Origin of the sequence: Nocardia sp. NPDC050412, from assembly GCF_044458825.1 — a bacterium.
Classification (GTDB): Bacteria; Actinomycetota; Actinomycetes; order Mycobacteriales; family Mycobacteriaceae; genus Nocardia.
The window spans coordinates 113,127-131,879 of the sequence record NZ_JBITIJ010000012.1 but is presented as its reverse complement, the minus strand read 5'-3'; the positions used below and the strand labels follow the sequence as shown (position 1 = coordinate 131,879).

Annotated in this window: 19 protein-coding genes; 12 read left to right on the top strand and 7 right to left on the bottom strand. The window is 64.1% G+C overall.

The window, feature by feature from the left end; all coding sequences use genetic code 11:
• Positions 1-9: 9 nt before the first annotated feature.
• Positions 10-123 (bottom strand): recombinase family protein, encoded by a 114-nt coding sequence (locus tag ACIBI6_RS30100; RefSeq protein WP_364345482.1) that lies wholly within the window; start codon positions 121-123, stop codon positions 10-12.
• 147 nt (positions 124-270) lie between these two features.
• Complete coding sequence (locus ACIBI6_RS30095; protein ID WP_364345717.1) at positions 271-810, bottom strand: uridine kinase; 540 nt, start codon at positions 808-810, stop codon at positions 271-273.
• Here ACIBI6_RS30095 and ACIBI6_RS30090 point away from each other — a divergent pair.
• Entirely contained in the window at positions 772-990 is a 219-nt protein-coding gene (locus ACIBI6_RS30090) for a hypothetical protein (protein WP_364345737.1), read from the top strand. The genes ACIBI6_RS30095 and ACIBI6_RS30090 overlap by 39 nt on opposite strands.
• 310 nt (positions 991-1,300) lie before the next feature.
• Here ACIBI6_RS30090 and ACIBI6_RS30085 read toward each other — a convergent pair whose 3' ends face one another.
• Positions 1,301-2,137 (bottom strand): LLM class flavin-dependent oxidoreductase, encoded by an 837-nt coding sequence (locus tag ACIBI6_RS30085; RefSeq protein ID WP_396958597.1) that lies wholly within the window; start codon positions 2,135-2,137, stop codon positions 1,301-1,303.
• Positions 2,138-2,467: 330 nt separating this feature from the next.
• Between ACIBI6_RS30085 and ACIBI6_RS30080 the strand changes: the two genes are divergently transcribed.
• Together ACIBI6_RS30080 and ACIBI6_RS30075 are read left to right on the top strand one after the other, a co-directional pair.
• Entirely contained in the window at positions 2,468-2,785 is a 318-nt protein-coding gene (locus ACIBI6_RS30080; RefSeq protein WP_396958596.1) for a recombinase family protein, read from the top strand.
• A complete protein-coding gene (locus ACIBI6_RS30075; RefSeq protein ID WP_396958595.1) occupies positions 2,718-2,876 on the top strand; it encodes a hypothetical protein in 159 nt (52 codons plus the stop codon). The genes ACIBI6_RS30080 and ACIBI6_RS30075 overlap by 68 nt, the downstream gene beginning before the upstream one ends.
• 170 nt (positions 2,877-3,046) lie before the next feature.
• On the opposite strand, the gene ACIBI6_RS30070 is transcribed toward ACIBI6_RS30075, so the two are convergent.
• Positions 3,047-3,379, bottom strand: coding sequence for a hypothetical protein (locus ACIBI6_RS30070; RefSeq protein WP_364345739.1), 333 nt, complete (start codon positions 3,377-3,379; stop codon positions 3,047-3,049).
• 9 nt (positions 3,380-3,388) lie between these two features.
• Here ACIBI6_RS30070 and ACIBI6_RS30065 point away from each other — a divergent pair, with 9 nt between their 5' ends.
• A complete protein-coding gene (locus ACIBI6_RS30065) occupies positions 3,389-3,682 on the top strand; it encodes a hypothetical protein (protein WP_396958594.1) in 294 nt (97 codons plus the stop codon).
• 268 nt (positions 3,683-3,950) lie between these two features.
• Here the strand turns inward: ACIBI6_RS30065 and ACIBI6_RS30060 are convergent, their stop codons facing one another.
• Positions 3,951-5,753, bottom strand: coding sequence for a serine/threonine-protein kinase PknD (locus tag ACIBI6_RS30060; RefSeq protein ID WP_396958593.1), 1,803 nt, complete (start codon positions 5,751-5,753; stop codon positions 3,951-3,953).
• A 596-nt stretch (positions 5,754-6,349) separates the two neighbouring features.
• Positions 6,350-7,024, bottom strand: a complete 675-nt coding sequence (locus ACIBI6_RS30055; RefSeq protein ID WP_396958592.1) for a TetR/AcrR family transcriptional regulator — start codon at positions 7,022-7,024, stop codon at positions 6,350-6,352.
• Positions 7,025-7,520: 496 nt separating this feature from the next.
• On the opposite strand from ACIBI6_RS30055, the gene ACIBI6_RS30050 reads away from it, so the two are divergent.
• Positions 7,521-9,008: a glyceraldehyde-3-phosphate dehydrogenase gene (locus ACIBI6_RS30050; RefSeq protein ID WP_396958591.1), complete on the top strand. Its 1,488-nt coding sequence runs from the start codon at positions 7,521-7,523 to the stop codon at positions 9,006-9,008.
• A 264-nt stretch (positions 9,009-9,272) separates the two neighbouring features.
• Here ACIBI6_RS30050 and ACIBI6_RS30045 read toward each other — a convergent pair whose 3' ends face one another.
• Positions 9,273-10,103 carry an alpha/beta fold hydrolase gene (locus ACIBI6_RS30045; protein ID WP_396958590.1) on the bottom strand — a complete coding sequence of 277 codons (831 nt, stop codon included), beginning with the start codon at positions 10,101-10,103 and terminating at the stop codon, positions 9,273-9,275.
• Positions 10,104-10,204: 101 nt separating this feature from the next.
• Between ACIBI6_RS30045 and ACIBI6_RS30040 the strand changes: the two genes are divergently transcribed.
• From ACIBI6_RS30040 to mmsB, 7 genes are all read left to right on the top strand, one after another.
• Positions 10,205-10,567, top strand: a complete 363-nt coding sequence (locus ACIBI6_RS30040; protein ID WP_396958589.1) for a VOC family protein — start codon at positions 10,205-10,207, stop codon at positions 10,565-10,567.
• A gap of 335 nt (positions 10,568-10,902) precedes the next feature.
• Positions 10,903-12,573: a ribulokinase gene (gene araB, locus ACIBI6_RS30035; RefSeq protein WP_396958588.1), complete on the top strand. Its 1,671-nt coding sequence runs from the start codon at positions 10,903-10,905 to the stop codon at positions 12,571-12,573.
• On the top strand, positions 12,570-13,244 hold the full coding sequence (locus ACIBI6_RS30030; protein WP_396958587.1) for an L-ribulose-5-phosphate 4-epimerase: 675 nt from the start codon (positions 12,570-12,572) through the stop codon (positions 13,242-13,244). Before araB ends, ACIBI6_RS30030 begins: the two co-directional genes overlap by 4 nt.
• A gap of 32 nt (positions 13,245-13,276) precedes the next feature.
• Positions 13,277-14,671 carry an L-fucose/L-arabinose isomerase family protein gene (locus ACIBI6_RS30025; protein WP_364345503.1) on the top strand — a complete coding sequence of 465 codons (1,395 nt, stop codon included), beginning with the start codon at positions 13,277-13,279 and terminating at the stop codon, positions 14,669-14,671.
• Between the two features lie 15 nt (positions 14,672-14,686).
• Entirely contained in the window at positions 14,687-15,781 is a 1,095-nt protein-coding gene (gene chvE, locus ACIBI6_RS30020) for a multiple monosaccharide ABC transporter substrate-binding protein (protein WP_396958586.1), read from the top strand.
• A 101-nt stretch (positions 15,782-15,882) separates the two neighbouring features.
• Complete coding sequence (mmsA, locus tag ACIBI6_RS30015; RefSeq protein WP_364345508.1) at positions 15,883-17,436, top strand: multiple monosaccharide ABC transporter ATP-binding protein; 1,554 nt, start codon at positions 15,883-15,885, stop codon at positions 17,434-17,436.
• A complete protein-coding gene (gene mmsB / locus ACIBI6_RS30010) occupies positions 17,433-18,749 on the top strand; it encodes a multiple monosaccharide ABC transporter permease (protein ID WP_364345510.1) in 1,317 nt (438 codons plus the stop codon). The genes mmsA and mmsB overlap by 4 nt, the downstream gene beginning before the upstream one ends.
• Positions 18,750-18,753 lie beyond the last annotated feature (4 nt).

Here is an 18,753-nt window from a genome sequence, read left to right as displayed (position 1 = left end):
AGGGTTAAATTAGCCGGAGGCCTTGTTGAGGAAGATCTGCTCGCAGCCGGCCGCGGTGAGCGCGTCGCGTTGCCCGTCAGGGTTCTGGTCGGTGGTCGATACACGCCCGTAGTCGATTCTCATGCCGGAATGCATCGAAACCCGACAGGTTGACTTTCGGTGCGCGCGGCATGCTTTACAGGCCCGGCCTACGGAAACGTCATGCCGCCGTGGCTGTCTCGCGAACGTCCGTTCGCGAGACAGGTGATGGTTGCCCAGTGCCGAGCTCAGTTAATGGGCGCGGTGGGCATGTTCCGGAGCGATGATGCGTGGGTGGTCGAATCGGGAGTTGTCGATGACGATGTCGGCTCGTGCCCACGGCCGCGAACACTTGAAGTACAGGCGCTGTCCGTCGACGTATCGACGCATCGTCTCGTGCTCTGGGTCCGGGTGAGTGCCATCGCGTTCGGCCATCCGCTGGGCCGTCACCTCGAATGGCACGTCCAGAAAAACCGACACATCCCAGATGTCGACGAGTTCGTCTCGATGTAGGAACAGTCCCTCGACCACGACCACCGCTTTGCGCGGCGCGAGACAAGCCGCCCGACGGACGATGGTGTCGGAGCCGGGATCGTAGGAAGCGGTGCGATACCAACCATCACCGCCGGACCGCAGTGGGTCGAGTGCGTCACGACGTAGTGCGCGGTAGTTGTAGGAATCGAGCCAGAAACCCTGTGGTGATCGTCGGCCCCGTGCATGCCGGACCACGGACGGGTTCAGGAAATCATCGGCATGCAGCACGATCACGGGTCGAGTGTGAAGCCGCTTCACGAGTTCGGTGGTGAATGTGGTCTTCCCGCTGCCATCGACGCCATCAACAGCGACGAGGGCACGCTCGAGCGCAACCCCTTTCAATATCCGTGCGGCGATCGTCTGGAAAACATCGACCATCGAACAAGTATTGCCGTACAGGCGCGCTCTGTCGGTGGCACACTCGACGACCGCGAGTAGACAACCGACGAGCAGTGTCGAAGCGTTCAGTAGACACTGGACACCGGTGCCCTGCGAGTGAATCAGTGATTTGAGGCTCGACACAGCTCCTCACCATCCGTGCCATCGGGAACGCGAAAACACCGCCATCTTCGACTGCAAGTCACACGGAAACCCGCGCCGGGGATTTACGTCGAAAAAGCCTGGGATGCAGCTATTTTCGACATCGTGGATCGGCTACGGGCGGGGTCCGACCGCCGACCAGAACCCCGCCCCCCTTGCGTCGGCTCTCGAAACCGGCGGTTCCGTCGCGTCATCCCTCGCCGCCCAACTATCGTCCGGCGAGCTCGGCGACGACCGGAGCGAACCTTTCGGCGAAGTCGGCGCCGAAGATGAAATAGGAGAAGCCGATCTCCTCCCGTCGCCGCTGGATTTCCTCGGCGGCGGCGGCCGGGTCGTCCGGAAGTACGGTCAGCGCGTCCGCCGCGCGCAGCGCGGCAGGGTCGGTGTCGGGGGGCGCCATGTGCGGCGCGACAGTGTCGCCGATGACCGGCACGGCGAGCGCGAGCTCGATGTCCGGAACGGCGCGGAAGTCGTGTGCCAGCCGCGCGACTTCGGTCCGAGGCTGATCCCCCAACGCGAAGGTGACCGTGTCCGCGACCTCGGCCGCCAACGCCCGGGCCTTCGGACCGAGTACGGCCATCGCCACCGGCGTGTGCATGTCGGGGCCATCGAGATCGCGCAGCGCCCTGACGGTCTCACCAATCTGTGCCAGCCGCTCGTGCGGCGGGACGACGGGCAGTCCCTTGTCGCGGAGCTCGTCCTCAATTCCTGGCCTGCCGGTGCCGATGCCCATCTCAAAGCGACCGTCGGTCAGTAGCGACAGCGAGTGTGCTTCCCACGCCGTCATCCAGGCCGGGCGTAGCGGAGAGGCATACACCCAGGTGCCCACGCGCAGGTCGGTACGGGCCGCGACGGTGGCAAGCATGGGGCCAGGCGCCGGTTGTGTGAGAGGGAAGTCGGGCACCAGCAGCGTCGAGTAGCCGCTGTCGGCGATGCGGCGCACACGGTCCAGCCACGTCGGCAGGTCAGTTCTGAGCGGGGCAACGACCCCGAATCGAAACGGTCTCGTCATGCCTGAATTCCTCTCTGTGGTCGGCGAGATCACTTGCCAGCCACCTTTGGGGTAGGCCCATGATCATCTCCTTCGGTACATCCAGAGATATCGACGACGGATCAACCCGAAATTCATCGGTGCAGCCGAGATCGTGTCCACGCTCCGGCGAACGGCCCTGAACTCGGCATTTTGGTGCGTTGACCCTCTCGAGCTCAGTGGCACACGCCGACTAAACGAGCCATTAGTCCTGTTGAAGAGGACTCCGAACATAGCTGAAGAGGACTCCCAGCATCGACAGTCCCGGCCCAATGTTCAACAAATGTGTCGAAAACGGTTGGTGTTCAACAAGTCCTGTCGGGCCTTTCTCGTACAGTCGCGCCCATGACCGACACCTCCGGCGCGGCATCGGCGCTCGCCCTCGAAGGTGATGTCCTCGACCCGATCGGAGGCGGCGGCGCACTCGTCGGCTACGCGCGGGTGTCGACGACCGGGCAGCTGCTCGACCGCCAGCTACATGCGCTGACGGCCGCCGGATGCCAGAAAATCTTCGCGGACAAGAAATCCGGCAAGAACGCCGAGCGCGAAGAACTGTGGCGTTGTCTCGAGTACCTGTGCCCCCGGCGACACCCTCGTGGTGCCCGCCCTGGACCGCCTCGGCAGATCCTGCAAAGCGTCATCGCGATCGTCGCCAGTCTGTAAGCGCGGCATCGGATTCCGGTCCCTGGACGAAGCGCTCGACACACCACCCGGCGGCCGGTTGGTCTCCGTATGTTCGCCGCGCTGGGCGTAGTTCATCCGCGAGCCGATCGTCGACGGCACCGACGAGGGCCTGGTCGCCGCCCGAGCCAGGCAACGCCTCCGCCGGCCACCGAACAGATCCGCCAGGCCCGCGCTATCCTCCCCCGCCCGGAGGAGGCGGTGTCCTCGGCCACGCGGCTGGTCGGTGTCTCGCGGCACCCCCTACAAGCACATCTCTGCCTCGACCAACGTTTGCCATGCCGCTGCCTTACGCGCGCAGTTGGCCACCCTGCAACACCGGTGCCGTTGCATGGTGAGCTGTGCCTCCAGCACACCAAGTGGCTCGTCCGGTGCGTCATGCGGAAACCCGACCGGCCAGTACGCGGCGGTGTTCATCTCACTCAGCTCCCTGCTCACACGATGCAATCTCTTGACGGACTGCCCTTCGAGTACCCGTCCTGGCCACGGCCACACCACGGCGACGACCGCGACCATGACTCCCCGCACCGCAGCCAAGCCGACCGCGAATGCCTGCCACCCCTGCATACCGGTCACCGAATCTCGGTGTCCGACACGGCGATCGGCACTCCCCCGTCCGGAAACGCTTTCATGAGCTCCCGAGTATTGGCCCACTTCGCAAGCATCCTGACCGACGGACGGCTGATCTACTTCGCAGACTTGGGCCTCGCCGACTTCGATCTTTCCGCCGAGGAGACTGACTTCTTCCGGAATCACAGCGCATACGACCACTGCTACATCGCAAGTCACCTGCTCCGTCACATTCTCCTCGGTAAACAGCGTGACAGAACGAAATACAAAGCGTTCCTGCGCGATTGGGGCGCAGAACCACCGATGTAAAGCCCGAGTTCGCCGCGATCATCATGTACGGGCCAGCGATGATCCTGAACAACTTCCACCGCGATCTGCTCTGGAGTAAGCGCACACCCGTCCCGGAACTCGGGCTCGCCGGCTACCCGGAAACCGTTGGTCGTGAGCCACTGGCAGATCTACTGAGAAATGTTCTGCCACAACGACGAATCGGATTACCGATGACTTGTCGAGTACTCGGTCCGTATGACGCCAGCATACAGGATCTCTGGAACCCGGAATTACGCGGAACGGTGGTTCAGCCGACCGAGAGTTTCACCACCGGATCGGGGCCAAGGTCGGTGACGTATACGTTGCCCGCCGTGTCGACCGCGACACCCTGGGGGTTCTTCAGGCCGGTGAATGGCAGCGGGGTCGGCGTCGACGCGCCCGCCGCCATCATCACCACCCATTTGTTACCCCAGTCGACGACGTATACGTTTCCCGCCGCGTCGACCGCCAAACCCTGGGGATCTTTGAGCCCGGTGAACGGGAAAATGGTCGGCGCCGACGCGCCCGCCGCCAACCGCGTCACATGCTCGGTACCCAATTCGGTGACGTATACGTCGCCCGCAGTGTCGACCGCCACACTATCGGGACCTTGGAGGCCCATCAACGGCAGCGTCGTCAGCGCCGACCCATCCGCCGTCAATTTCATCACCCGATCATTACCCCGGTCGGCGACGTATACGTCTCCCGCGCTGTCGACCGCCACACCGTGGGGATCCTTCAGGCCAGGGAACGGTAGTGGGGTCGGCGTCGAGGCGCCCGCCGCCAATTTCATCACCCGATCGTTACTCGTGTCGCTGACGTATACGTTGCCCGCCGTGTCGACTGTCACATCCTGGGGATTCTTCAGGCCGGTGAACGGGAGCGGGGTCGGCGTCGAGGCGCCCGCCGCCAATTTCATCACCCGATCGTTACCCATGTCGGTGATGTATACGTTGCCCGCCGTGTCGACCGCCACACCGGTGGGCAGGCTAACGTCGGTGAACGGTAGCGGAGTCTGCGGCGAGTAGCCCCCGGCGATAGGTGTGGGCGCGTTGCCATCGCCGCCTGATTCTCGTTGGAAGCCGATGAAGACAGCTACGGCGGCCGCCACCGTAACCGCGACTGCGGCGGCGAGCAGCCCGGCGGTCTTGGGCGACAATCTGATTCGCCGCGTTTGGCGCGCAGCCACGCCCCCGGTGGTGCTGACCGCGGAATCGTCTACCACGGCGCAGGCCGCCGCGGCCAGCTCGCGCACGGTCTGGTAGCGCTCGTCGGGGTTTTTGGCCATTCCCTTGGCGATGACCGCATCGAACGCAGGCGGTACCTCGGGTGTAGTGGTGCTGGGACGCGGCGGCGGGGTGTGCAGGTGGTGGGCGATCACACCTTGCACCCCCGCTGCGCTCGCAAACGGCGGACGACCGGTCAGGCACTCATACAGCACGCATGTCAACGCGTATACGTCCACTCGGGCATCGGCCTTGATCTCCGCGCCGATCTCCTCCGGCGCCATGTAGGCGATGGTGCCGATGGTCTCGCCGATCGTGGTCAGCGTACGGTCGTCGGCGGCGTGGGCGATCCCGAAGTCGATCAGGGAGGCGAACTCATCGGCCCCTAGCAGGATGTTGGTGGGTTTGACGTCGCGGTGGACCAGCCCGGCGTCGTGGGCCGCCTGCAGCGCGCCTGCCACCTGTGCGACGATCGCCACCGCCCGCTGCGGCGACAAGGCCCCTTCTTGCGTGATCACCTTGCGCAGGTCGGTGCCCTCGATCAAGCGCATATTCAGATAGAGCCGACCGTCGATGTCGCCGAAGTCGTGGATGGGGATCACATGCGGCTCGGTCAACTGCGCTACTGCCCGGCACTCCCGGCGGAACCGCTCGCGCAGCTGCTCGTCATCCGCGAAGCGCTCGGGCAACACCTTGAGCGCCACCACCCGATTGGTCAGCGAATCATGCGCCCGCCACACCTGGCCCATGCCACCCTGACCGAGCAGCGACAGAAGCCGATAACGTCCGAAAGCCTCCGCTGGCCCCCGAGTGGGGTCCCCGCCACTCAATGCCGTGTCATCCATTGCGCCGTCCCATGACCACCCGACTGGCAAACGGTGTACTTGCCTGCATTCCAACCCCCCGCCCGCGAGCGGGTGGCCCTCACTAGTTGATTTAGCCAGGCCGACAGTCGAGAGTCGGCGCTATCGTCGGCGCGCGAATTTCCCAGCCCATGCTCATGCCGGCAAGTACGCGGCCGGGCACTGCCCCGCAACCGGTGCGAGTGCGCGGATCGTGTCCAGAAATCCGCCAACAAACCTGTAGCAACTTCAGCGTACCTCTGAGCCATACGATCAACTTCGTGAATCCGGCCGTCCAACACCACTCGGAGGCCAGGCCAGATTGCATAAAGGCCGGTCCGACAGTGAACCGATTCCTATGCCCGGGTGCCGACCGGTAGGCCCCCGTCCAGCACCGATCAATATCAGGAACTCCTGGAACGTCGCGACTGAAGGACGAAACGCATCGGCCGTCCGGCAGGCGTGGCGGACGGAATGTGTTCATCGCGGCAGGATTTCGGCAGAGCGATTGCGCGCTACGTGCACATCGGTGGCCGATACCGCGAGCGGGAGAAATCGCGCCACCGCGCCCTAGGCCTACTCAGCGATCGATTCGACGCTCACGCCTTTCCATTGGGTGCGCCATCCGGCAGCTGTAGCAGGCCGCGTGCCACGAGCCCCAGCACCTGCTCGAGCGCGAAATCGATGTCGGCCCGGGTCGTGGGCAAGGGCCCGTCGACGAGCAGACCTGCCAGGCCGTGGACGGCCGACCAAGCGGCGATAGCGGCCCCAGGCCTTCGGTTCGAGTCCAGCAGGCCGGCCGCCTGTGCCTCGTCGAGAACCTGATTGAGGATTTCGAATGGTTCGGCACTCTCCGGTGGCGACTCGACCTCTTCGGCGGGCTGTGAGTCCCGGCTGTTGGTGTCGGCCGGGGGGTGCGAATAGAAGGCGGTGCGAAACAATCCGGGTTCGGTCAACGCGAAGTCGATGTACGCGGTCCCCACGGCGCCGAGCCGCAAGACGGGATCGGCAGCGCTGTCCACGCCTCGACGCATCTGCGCGGCCAGTTCGCTACGCGCAGAGCGCGATACATCCGCGAGCAGTGCCTCGCGGTCGGCGAAGTGGCGATAGGCGGCCGAGTGCGATACCCCGGCCACCCGCGCCGCCTCCCGCAGGATCACTCGGTCCGGTCCGCCCTCCCGTGCCAACGCGACGCCCGCGTCCACCAGAGCCGTTCGCAACGAACCGTGGTGGTAGGGCTTTTGCCGATTCCTGGAGGGCCCGACTGAGCTCATACGTCAAGGATCGCACATCAGTGTTGACACTGGTCACATCGGTGCCTGCGCATGGCAGTCGTGCCGATGAATCGGCTGGACCGGTTCGACAGTATGCAGGGGCCCCCACCCCGTGCACCCGCGATACTCGGGCGAGTCGGCATTGTGGCGTGCCGTGAAACCCGCCTCGGACGAACGCGCCGGTGTGACATTCACGACCTTGGCCGACACCCCATCGTCGTAGCTCCGGACTGTGTCACGGCAATTCGAGATCCTGATCCATCCGAACGGTGGCCCGCCGGTATCCGCAACGCTCGGTATTGCATGCAGGTTCAGCAGGTCACAATCTCCATCAGACCCGCGAACGTGGCGATCACCGCCCACTCGCGGCGTACGCCCTTCATGTCCGCTTCTTGACGGATGCCGACCTCACAGCGGGGTAGCGGGGCCTTGTGATAGCGCGGCCACGGATAGCATCGATCTTCGTACAGATCGAGGAAACGCCGAGGGGCTTGTGTTGACTACCGACCGTCTTGACCGCTGGAACGCTCACGAGGCTTCGGCGGAGGCGATGATTCCGATCATTGGCAGGCTGTACCGAGAAAAGGGGGTCACCATCCTCCTGCACAGCCGGTCGCTGGTGAACAAATCGGTGATCAGCATTCTGCGGACGCACCGGTTCGCGCGGCAGATCGAGGGTGAGGAACTGTCGATCGAGGAGACGCTGCCATTCCTCGAAGTGCTCAGCAACTTGGACCTGGGGCCGTGCAAGATCGACCTCGGCCGGTTGGTGATGGCCTATCGCACCGATGGTCGCGGGCTGTCGATTCCGGAGTTCACCGGCACGGTGCTGGCCGATGTCACCGACGGCAATAAGGCCGAGGCGCAGGGCCCACGCGACGTGGTGTTGTACGGCTTCGGGCGGATCGGTCGTCTGGTCGCTCGGCTGCTCATCGAGAAGGTCGGGTCCGGCAACGGGCTGAACCTGCGGGCCGTGGTGGTACGCAAGGGTGGCGAGGGTGATCTGGCCAAGCGGGCGTCGCTGTTGCGACGGGATTCGGTACACGGGCAGTTCAATGGAACGATCAAGGTCGACGCCGAGAACGACACGATCATCGCGAACGGCAACGTCATCAAGTTCATCTACAGCGATGATCCGACGACGATCGACTACCCCGCGTTCGGGATCAACGAGGCGATCCTGATCGACAACACCGGCAAGTGGCGTGACCGTAACGGCCTGTCGCAGCACCTGCGGCCCGGCATCGCGAAGGTCGTGCTCACCGCGCCCGGCAAGGGCGACGTCCCGAATATCGTGCACGGCGTCAACCACCGCGACCTCGATCTGTCGGAACAGATCTACTCGTGCGCTTCGTGCACGACCAACGCGATCGTGCCACCACTCAAGGCGATGGATGACGAGTACGGCATTGTGCGCGGTCACGTGGAGACTGTGCATTCGTTCACCAACGATCAGAACCTGCTGGACAACTTCCACAAGGCCGACCGGCGCGGGCGCTCCGCCCCGTTCAACCTCGTGCTCACCGAAACCGGCGCCGCATCCGCGGTCGCGAAGGCGATGCCGGACTTCAAGGCGAAGATCACCGGCAACTCGATTCGCGTTCCTACACCGGACGTTTCGGTCGCGATCCTGAACCTGCAACTCGAGCGCGAGGTCACGAAGAGCGAAGTGCTCGAGTACCTGCGTCAGGTGTCACTGGCTGGACCATTGAGCCGCAACCTGGATTACACCGCGGCCACCGACGTGGTTTCGAGCGACTTCATCGGCTCCCGCGCGGCATCCATCGTCGACGCCAACGCCACCATTGTCGACGGCGACACCGCGATCCTTTACCTCTGGTATGACAACGAATTCGGCTATTCGTGCCAGGTAGTGCGGACGGTGCAGTACATCTCGGGCATCGAGTATCCGACCTACCCGCAGTTGGGTAAGCAAGATCGCACCGACGCCGTTCCCACACCGGCCACGGCCGCCGCACGTTAGTTCGCACGGTCGACTCCGGCCATTGCGGTTTTTCCGCGGCGACCGACCTCGCCCGTGCACTCGAGAAGCAACTGTAGTTTGCCCAGAAAGCTGGCGACCACGCAACGTAGGTGGCCGACTTGTTTGGGCTACACACCCGCTATCGGGGAATCGAATCCTCCTGCGTCCGAACAGCGACGGGCCTGCCCCGCCAGCAAGGTCGGCGCCATCCGCGGGCACGATGTCGAAGAAAAATGGGGTTGTTCGTCGGCATGCCAGTAGCGGTCACCTCAGGAATTCGCGGACTGCGCCGAGCCACTGGTCTGGCTGATCGATGTGCGCCATGTGGCCTGCCTCGTCGATCACCACCGGCCGTGCGGAGGGAATCAGGGCAGCCGCCTCGGTGGTGAGTGTCGCGGGGAAGATCATGTCTTGCCGGCCGTGTAGCAGTAACAACGGCACGTCGAGTTCGGCCAGTCGCCGCGCCGCGTTCTCGTATCGGGGCGAGGGCAATGCGCCTGCCACCATGGGCCGCATCCATTCGGCGGAGAACCGGATGGCCGCGAGACGCCGCAGGTAGTCGGGTAGGGCTGCTGGCCGCCAGATATTTGCCGAGGCTCCGGCGATGGCTGCTGCGCGGGTAAGGCCGGCACCGGCCAACGAGCTCTCGGACCACACTTGCGCCTCCCTGGCGCGACGCTCTTCCCGAACCTGCCATCCGGCGAAGGCGTCTGCGGGCACCGGCAGGACGCTGCTGGACGCAATGATCAGCCGTCGTACCCGGTCAGGTGCATCCAAGGCGAGACGTTGGGCGATCAGGCCGCCGTATGAGAACCCCAGCACGTCGGCTCGGGCGACACCGTATGCATCGAGCAGCGCCGTCAGATCCCCGACAACAGTGTCCGGGGTGTATTCGTCGTCTCGAAGTCCCTGGGTGGATCGGCCGCAGCCGCGCAGATCCGGCAGTATCAGCCGATGCGTCCCTGCCAACTCGACGAGCGGTTCGCGCAGATAGCTGTGATCCCAGTCCGGTCCACCGTGGATAACCAACAGTGTTCGCCGCGCCGGACCGGCGGAGTGTGCGACAAAGAGCGTCACCGCGGGATCCGCGGACACTGGCACAACCTGCTCGACAAACACTTCGCTCAGTCTTCCATCCACTTTGCGCGTCAATGACTGATCGAGTGGCCGCATAGGCTGGCGGCACGATTCATCATGTGCAGGTGGGGTGCCCGGCGGGCAGCGAGGATCGTCAGCGAGCCTTCTACGAGGGGGTTCTCGGATGGACAGAACTACCGAAACCACCGCTGCTGGCGGCTCGCGGTGGCTGCTGGTTCCAAGTCCCCGGGCTCAGTGGGCCCGACGGAGAGTTGCACGTGGGTGTCGAGCAGGACTTCCGCCCCGCACATAGAGCTCACCCGGCGTTCGTCGTCGATATTGACGCAACAGCCGGTACCCTTGTGTCCGCTGGGTTTCCGGTCGAGTGGGCCGATCCGGCCGAGATCCCTGGACGCCGCCGCTTTCACACGCGCGATGGCGACGGCAACCGGCTGGAGTTTCTCTCCTCTGAAGGCCACTGAACAACCGGCGACATGCAGAAGCCAATCAGACTGCCGGACAACGAGCTGATACGTCGTTCGGCCATCGGGCAAGGGATTCTCCGACACGAACCGGCCCGGCTGCCTCTGGCGCCCGGTCGTGACATGCACGCAGGAATGCCTCGCTCGCGAGACCCCGGTCGTCATGACGCCAACCCAGCCGGTCCGCCCATGTCGTGAGAACTCCATCGCCAAACCGTGGAGGTCGTGACACGCATCGACGTGAGCGATCACAATTTACCAAACGCGCAACTCCTTGACACGGGGCAAATGTTCGCGCTAACAATGTTTGCGTTAACATTGTTAGGAGCGTCACAGTGGCGGACGAGTATGTGGTCGGTGTCGACTTCGGGACGTTGTCCGGGCGGGCACTTGTTGTCAGGGTGCGGGACGGGGCCGAGTTCGGTAGTGCGGTAAGCGAATACCGGCATGGGGTCATCGATCGAGTGCTGCCTGTGACGGGCGCTGAGCTGCCGCCGGATTGGGCGTTGCAGGATCCCGAGGATTATCTCGACGTCTTGCGGGCGGCGGTGCCGGAGGCGCTGGCCGAGGCGGGGGTCGACCCCGGCGATGTCATTGGGATCGCTACCGATTTCACGGCGTGTACGGTGCTGCCCACACTTGCCGATGGGACGCCGCTGTGTCGGGTGCCGGAGTTCGCGGGGCGTCCGCATGCCTATCCGAAGTTGTGGAAACACCATGCGGCACAAGCACAGGCGGATCGGATCAACACCCTCGCCCATGAACGGGCCGAACCGTGGATCAATCGGTATGGCGGCAAGATCTCGGCGGAGTGGGAGTTCGCCAAGGCGCTGCAGATGTTGGAAGAGGATCCCGAAATCTATGCCAGGGCCGAGCGCTTCATCGAGGCTGCGGACTGGATTGTCTGGCAGCTGTGCGGCAGGGAGACCCGCAACGTCTGTACGGCTGGTTACAAGGGAATTCACCAGGACGGTAGTTGGCCGAGCAGCGACTACCTGGCTGCGCTGAATCGGGACTTCGCCGACTTCGCTGTCGGCAAGCTGGTCCACCCGCTGTCCCCGCTCGGGGGCCGTGCCGGAGGCCTGACCGAGCGGGCAGCGGGATGGACGGGGCTGCGGCCTGGGATCGCGGTCGCGGTGGGCAACGTCGATGCGCATGTCACCGCGCCCGCTGCGCGGGCTGTCGAGAATGGGCAACTGCTCGCGGTCATGGGCACGTCCACCTGCCACGTCATGAACAGTGACCACCTCGCTGAGGTCCTTGGAATGTGCGGCGTGGTGGATGGCGGAATCATCAGTGGCAGTTGGGGTTACGAGGCGGGGCAAAGTGGGGTCGGCGATATTTTCGCGTGGTATGTCGACTCGTCGCTGCCGGGGCGCTATCACACCGAGGCTGCCGCGCGCGGCATGGACGCCCACGCCTATCTGAGTGAGCTGGCGCAGCGGCAGCGAGTCGGTGAACACGGGCTGGTCGCATTGGACTGGCACAACGGAAATCGCTCGGTGCTCGTCGACCATGATCTGTCCGGGGTGCTGGTCGGCCTCACACTTGCGACGAAACCCGAGGACATCTATCGCGCATTGCTGGAGGCCACCGCCTTCGGCACCCGCACCATCATCGAAACCTTCAATGCCGCAGGTGTTCCCGTTCGCGAACTGGTGATTGCCGGTGGCCTGCTGAAGAACTCGTTGCTGATGCAGATCTATGCCGATGTGACGCGGTTACCGCTGTCGATCATCGGCTCGGATCAGGGCCCGGCGCTCGGCTCGGCCATCCATGCCGCTGTCGCCGCCGGGGCCTACCCGGATGTTCGTGCCGCCGCCAAGGCGATGGGCCGGTCGAACCGCAACGCCTACCTCCCCGATCCCGACCGCGCCGCCGCCTACGACGCCATCTACGCCGAATACCAAGCCCTACACGACCATTTCGGCCACGGCGGCACCGAGGTGTTGCACCGGCTGCGGCGTATCCGCAACGACGCACGAAGGGAAGTCGCTACCGCATGAGTGAGCGAACGGCCGCGGCCGCTATTACCGTCCTGCGCGAGCAGCTGGTCGATCTGCATCGAGAACTACTGCGCTGGGGTCTGGTGGTGTGGACCGCGGGCAATGTCTCCGCCCGGGTACCCGGCGAGGAATTGCTGGTCATCAAGCCGAGCGGGGTGTCCTATGACGAACTCACCCCGAATTCGATGGTGGTCTGCGATTTCGACGGCAAGCTGGTCGAAGGCGATCTGGCACCGTCGAGCGATACCGCCGCGCACGCCTATATCTATCGAGCGATGCCCGAGGTGGGCGGCGTGGTGCATACGCATTCGACCTATGCGAGCGCGTGGGCCGCACGCGCGGAACCGATTCCGTGCGCCCTGACCGCGATGGCCGATGAGTTCGGCGGCGAAATTCCGGTCGGCCCCTTCGCACTGATCGGCAACGACGATATCGGCCGAGGTGTGGTCGCGACGCTGTCGGGCCACCGCTCCCCCGCCGTCCTGATGCGCAATCACGGCGTCTTCGCGGTCGGGCACGACGCGCGTGCCGCGGTCAAGGCGGCCGTCATGTGCGAGGACGTGGCTCGCACCGTGCATATCGCGCGCCAGCTCGGTGAACCGGTCACCATCGCGCAGGCCGATGTGGACAGCCTGCACGACCGCTACCAGAACGTATACGGCCAGCACTGAATTCCGGCCGCCGACAAAGGAGTACGTCCTCGATGAACCCGAAACCACGCATCGGCCTACTCGGCATCATGCAGGCCCTCTACGACGACATGATCCCGGGCATCGCCGAGCGCCAGGACCGCTACGCCCACGACATCGCCGAACAACTCGCCGATCTCGCCGACTGGACAGTCGGACGCCCGGTCAAGGATCGGCGTGACGCCGAGGCGGTCATGCGCGAATTCGTCAATGCCGATCTCGACGGCGTCATGGTGGTGATGCTCACCTACGGCCCGGCGATGCGGGTGGCCCGGTTGTTCAACGAGAACCGACTTCCGGTGCTACTGGCCAATATTCAGCCCGAGCCGAACGTCACCCCCGCCTGGGATATGGCGGATATGACCTACAACCAGGGCATCCACGGAGCCCAGGACACCGCGAATGCGATGGTCCGCGCCGAGCGTCCGTTCACGGTGGTTACCGACGACTGGAGAAGCGCGGAATTCGCCGCGCGCGTCGACCGTTGGGCGCGGGCCGCGCGAGCCGTCACCGCATGGCGGTCGCTGAAGGTCGGCGTATTCGGCTATGCCATGAACGATATGGGCGATATACGCGTCGACGAGAACGCCCTATTGCGGGCGCTCGGCCCGGAGATCAGCTTCGTGGCGCCGGGCGACCTCTACCGCGGCAGCCAGGCGGTTACCGATGACGAGGTGGCGGCGCTGATGGCCTGGGAGGACGGGGAATTCGCGATCGATCCGGCACTGACCGACGCGGAACGCGAAGACCACGCCCGGATGCAAATCGCCATCGAACGCATTCTCACCGACCGCGGCTACGGTGCGTACTCGACGCATTTCGATGCGATCGGCGAGGACGGCCGGTTCCAGCGGCTGCCGCTGGCCGCAGCATCGAGCCTGATGGCCAAGGGCTACGGCTATGGCGCGGAAGGCGACGCGATGGCCGCCGCCATGGTGTACGCGGGACATCAGCTGATCGGTGACGGCCATTTCACCGAGATGTACGCGATGGACTTCCCCTCCGACTCGATCCTGATGAGCCATATGGGCGAAGGGAATTGGCGCATCGCGCGCACCGACGAGCCGGTCCGGCTGATCCGGCGCGAGCTCGGCATCGGCAAGCTCGACGAACCGCCGACCTTCGTGTTCCGCTACCAGCCGGGGCCCGCGACGCTGGCCTGTCTGGTTTCGCTCGGCGGCGAAAAATTCCGAATGGTGGTGGCCGAGGGCGAGGTGCTCGACAGTCAGCAACTGCCCGCGCTGGAGATGCCCTACGGCCAGTTCCGGCCCGCGAGCGGCGTGCGTGCCTGCATGGATGGCTGGCTCACCGCCGGCGGACCGCACCACCAGGTCATGAATATCGGCCAGCACGCCGCCGACTGGCAGGTCTTCTGTCAGCTCGCCGGCATCGAGTTCGTCCAGGTCTAGTCAAGGAGTTGTGCCATGCCCACCATCAACCGACGCGGACTCTTCGCCGGCGCCGCCGGTGTCGCCGCACTGTTGGCCGCCGCCGCGTGTTCCGTTGAGGACAGCGGGAGTTCGTCCGCGACCGGCGGCATGATCGGCATCGCCATGCCGACGAAATCCTCCGAACGCTGGGTCGCCGACGGTAACAATATCGTCAAACAATTCAAGGACCTCGGCTACGACACCGATCTGCAGTACGCCGAGGACGTCATCGAAACGCAGGTTTCGCAGATCGAGAACATGATCACCCGTGGCGTCAAAGCCTTGGTGATCGCGGCGATCGACAACAAATCGCTCACCGGCGTACTGCAGCAGGCCAAGACGAACAAGATTGCGGTGATCGCCTACGACCGACTCATTCGCGACACCGCGAATGTCGACTATTACGCCACCTTCGATAACTTCAAAGTCGGTGTGCTGGAAGCGAATTACATCGCCGACCGACTCGGCCTGCGGGATGGTAAGGGCCCGTTCTCGATCGAACTGTTCGCCGGTTCTCCCGATGACAACAACACCTACTACTTCTTCAACGGCGCCATGTCGGTGATCCGGCCCTATCTCGACTCCGGCAAGCTGGTCGTGCGCTCCGGACAAACCGCCGTCGATCAGGTGACCACCCTGCGCTGGGACGGCGCAACCGCCCAGTCCCGGATGGAGAACCTGCTCAGCGCCAATTACTCCACCACGAATATCGATGCCGTGCTGTCCCCCTACGACGGCCTCAGCATCGGCATCGTCTCGGCCCTCAAGGCGGTCGGTTACGGCAGGGGCGATAAGAAGATGCCGGTCGTCACCGGTCAGGACGCCGAGAAGGCGTCGGTGAAGTCGATCATCGCCGGCGAGCAGACCATGACCGTGTTCAAGGACACCCGCGACCTCGCCAAACGCGCCGTGCAGATGGTCCATGCGATCCTCACCAGCGGCACGCCGGAAACCAATGACACCACTTCCTACGACAACGGCGCCAAGAAGGTGCCGTCGTATCTGCTGCAGCCCGTCTCGGTCGATAAGGACAACTACCGGAAGGTGCTCATCGACTCCGGCTACTACTCCGAGCGCGACTTCGCCTGACGACCAGGAAAGGGCTGCCCGCATGGCCGAGTCAGGGCCCGGAGGCGGCGGCCTGCGTAACCACGGAGGGCCCCTCGGGCATGCAGAAAAGGACACTGCCCATGACAAAGCACATTCTCGAAATGCGCGGAATCACCATGGAATTCCCGGGTGTGAAGGCGTTGGACGCGGTGGATTTCGCGGTGGCCGACGGCGAGATCCACGCGCTGGTCGGCGAGAACGGCGCGGGCAAATCCACGCTCATGAAGGTGGTCAGCGGCGTCTATCCGCACGGCTCCTACAGCGGACAGATCCGCATGGACGGTACCGATGTGGCGTTCAAGGATATTCGCGGCAGCGAGGCGGCGGGTATCGCGATCATCCACCAGGAATTGGCGCTGGTGCCGCAGCTTTCGATCGCGGAGAACATCTTTCTCGGCAATGAACGGCTGCGCAGCTGGACCGTCGACTGGCACGAGACCAACAGGCAGGCGATGCTGCTCATGCGGCAGGTCGGTCTCGTCGAGGATCCCGAAACCCTGGTCGCCGCTCTGGGCGTCGGTAAACAGCAACTCGTGGAAATCGCCAAGGCGCTGTCCAAACAGGTGCGATTGCTCATCCTCGACGAACCGACCGCGGCACTCAACGAGACCGACAGTGCGAGCCTGCTCGCGCTGCTGCGGCAACTGCGTGCACAGGGCATCACCTCGATCCTGATCTCGCACAAGCTCAATGAGGTTTTGGCAGTTGCCGATTCGATCACCGTGCTGCGCGACGGCCGGACCATCGAGACCCTGGATGCGGCGGCCGCGGAGGTTACCGAGGATCGCATCATCAAAGGTATGGTCGGTCGCGATCTCGACCATCGGTTCCCGCCGCGGGAGGATCCGCAGATCGGCGAGGTGTTCTTCGAGATCGCCGATTGGAATGTCGACCACCCGACCATTGCCGATCGCCGGATCGTGCGGGATGCGGCGCTGAATGTGCGGCGCGGTGAGATCGTCGGTATCGCCGGGTTGATGGGTGCCGGACGCACCGAGTTGGCGATGAGTGTTTTCGGCCGGTCGTATGGTCGCAATATTCGCGGCACGATTCGCAAAGACGGTGCGGTACTGAAAGTTTCGTCGGTGCATGACGCTATCGGCGCGGGGATCGCCTATGTCTCGGAGGACCGTAAGCAATACGGACTGATCCTCGATGAGGACATCCGGCGCAATATGACCCTCGCCAATCTTCCCGCGGTCTCCCGGCACACCGTCATCGATACCCATCGCGAGATCGTCGAAGCCGAGCGCCTGCGCACCCGGCTGACAGTGAAGACGCCGACGGTATTCCAGAAGGTGGGCAATCTCTCCGGCGGGAACCAGCAGAAGGTCGTGCTCGGCAAATGGATCTTCACCGAACCCGATCTGCTGATCCTCGACGAGCCGACCCGCGGTATCGACGTCGGCGCCAAATACGAGATCTATCTGATCGTTCAGCAGCTCGCCGCAGCCGGAAAAGGCGTGCTGATCATCTCCTCGGAACTGCCGGAACTACTCGGCTTGTGTGACCGCGTCTACGCGATGAGCCAGGGCCGCATTACTGGGGAACTCCCGAAACACGAAGCCACACAGGAGGCTGTCATGAAACTGATGACACGCGGAACCGCCACGGCCGAGGCGGTAACCGAATGACGTTGCTGGACAAGCTCGAGGACGACGACTCCGCCGAGGTAATCGCGAAGGCCGTCGAGCGGAAACAGGTCGGTGCGCTCGCGGCCCTGCGTCGCACCCTGCGCGGTAATGTGCGCCAGTACGGCATGATCGTGGCGCTCGTGGTGATCACACTGCTGTTCCAAATCCTCACCACGGCAAAGCTTTCCGACGGCGTCAGCCTCTTGACACCGCTCAATGTCACGAATGTCATCCTGCAGAACGGCTACATCCTGGTGCTCGCCATCGGGATGATGCTGGTGATCATCAACGGGCACATCGACCTATCGGTCGGATCACTGTGCGCGCTGGTCGGTGCGGTGACCGGTATCGCCATCGTGCAGTGGCACTGGCCGTGGCCGCTGGTCGTGCTGGCGGCCGTGGCGATGGGCGCGGCCATCGGTGCGTGGCAAGGATATTGGATCGCCTACGTCAAAATTCCGGCATTCATCGTCACCCTGGGCGGCATGCTGCTGTTCCGTGGTCTGGCGCAACTGGTGCTGAAGGGCCAGTCGATCGGTCCGTTCCCGCAGGGCTTCGTGAATATCGCGGCCGGCTACCTCCCGAATTGGTTGCCGCTGCATGCCGTTCAATTCGCCGGGTTCAACGGAATCGCCATCCGGCTGCGCGTCGGCGAGCTGAACGGTTTGACATTGCTCATCGGCGTGCTCGCGGTAGCAGCCCTGGTGTGGTCGCAATGGCGGGTGCGGCAGCGCCGTTACTCCTATGGCCTGCCTGCCGGACCGCGCTCGCTGTTCATCGCGAAGTTGGCGTCGCTCGGCGCGGTCATCCTGGCATTCAGCTTCGTATTGGCGTCCTATAACGGGATTCCGATCATCGGCGTCATTTTGATCGTGTTGATCGTGCTGTATTCGTTCGTCATGAACCGCTCGGTGATCGGGCGCCGGATCTACGCCGTCGGCGGCAATGAGAAGGCCGCACAACTTTCCGGGGTGAACACCAAGGCCAATACGTTCTGGGTTTTCGTGAACATGGGCGTGCTCGCGGCTCTGGCGGGCGTCATCTTCGCGGCCAGGCTCGGTGCGGCAACTCCGAAGGCGGGACAGAACTTCGAGCTCGACGCTATCGCCGCGGCGTTCGTCGGCGGCGCGTCGGCCAGCGGCGGTATCGGTACGGTCGTCGGCGCCATTGTCGGAGCGCTGGTGATGGGCGTGATGAACAACGGCATGTCGATGCTCGGCGTCGGCAGCGACTGGCAGCTGGTCATCAAGGGCCTGGTGCTGCTGGCCGCGGTGGCGTTCGACGTCTACAACAAGAAGCGCGCGGCGGCCTGAGCAC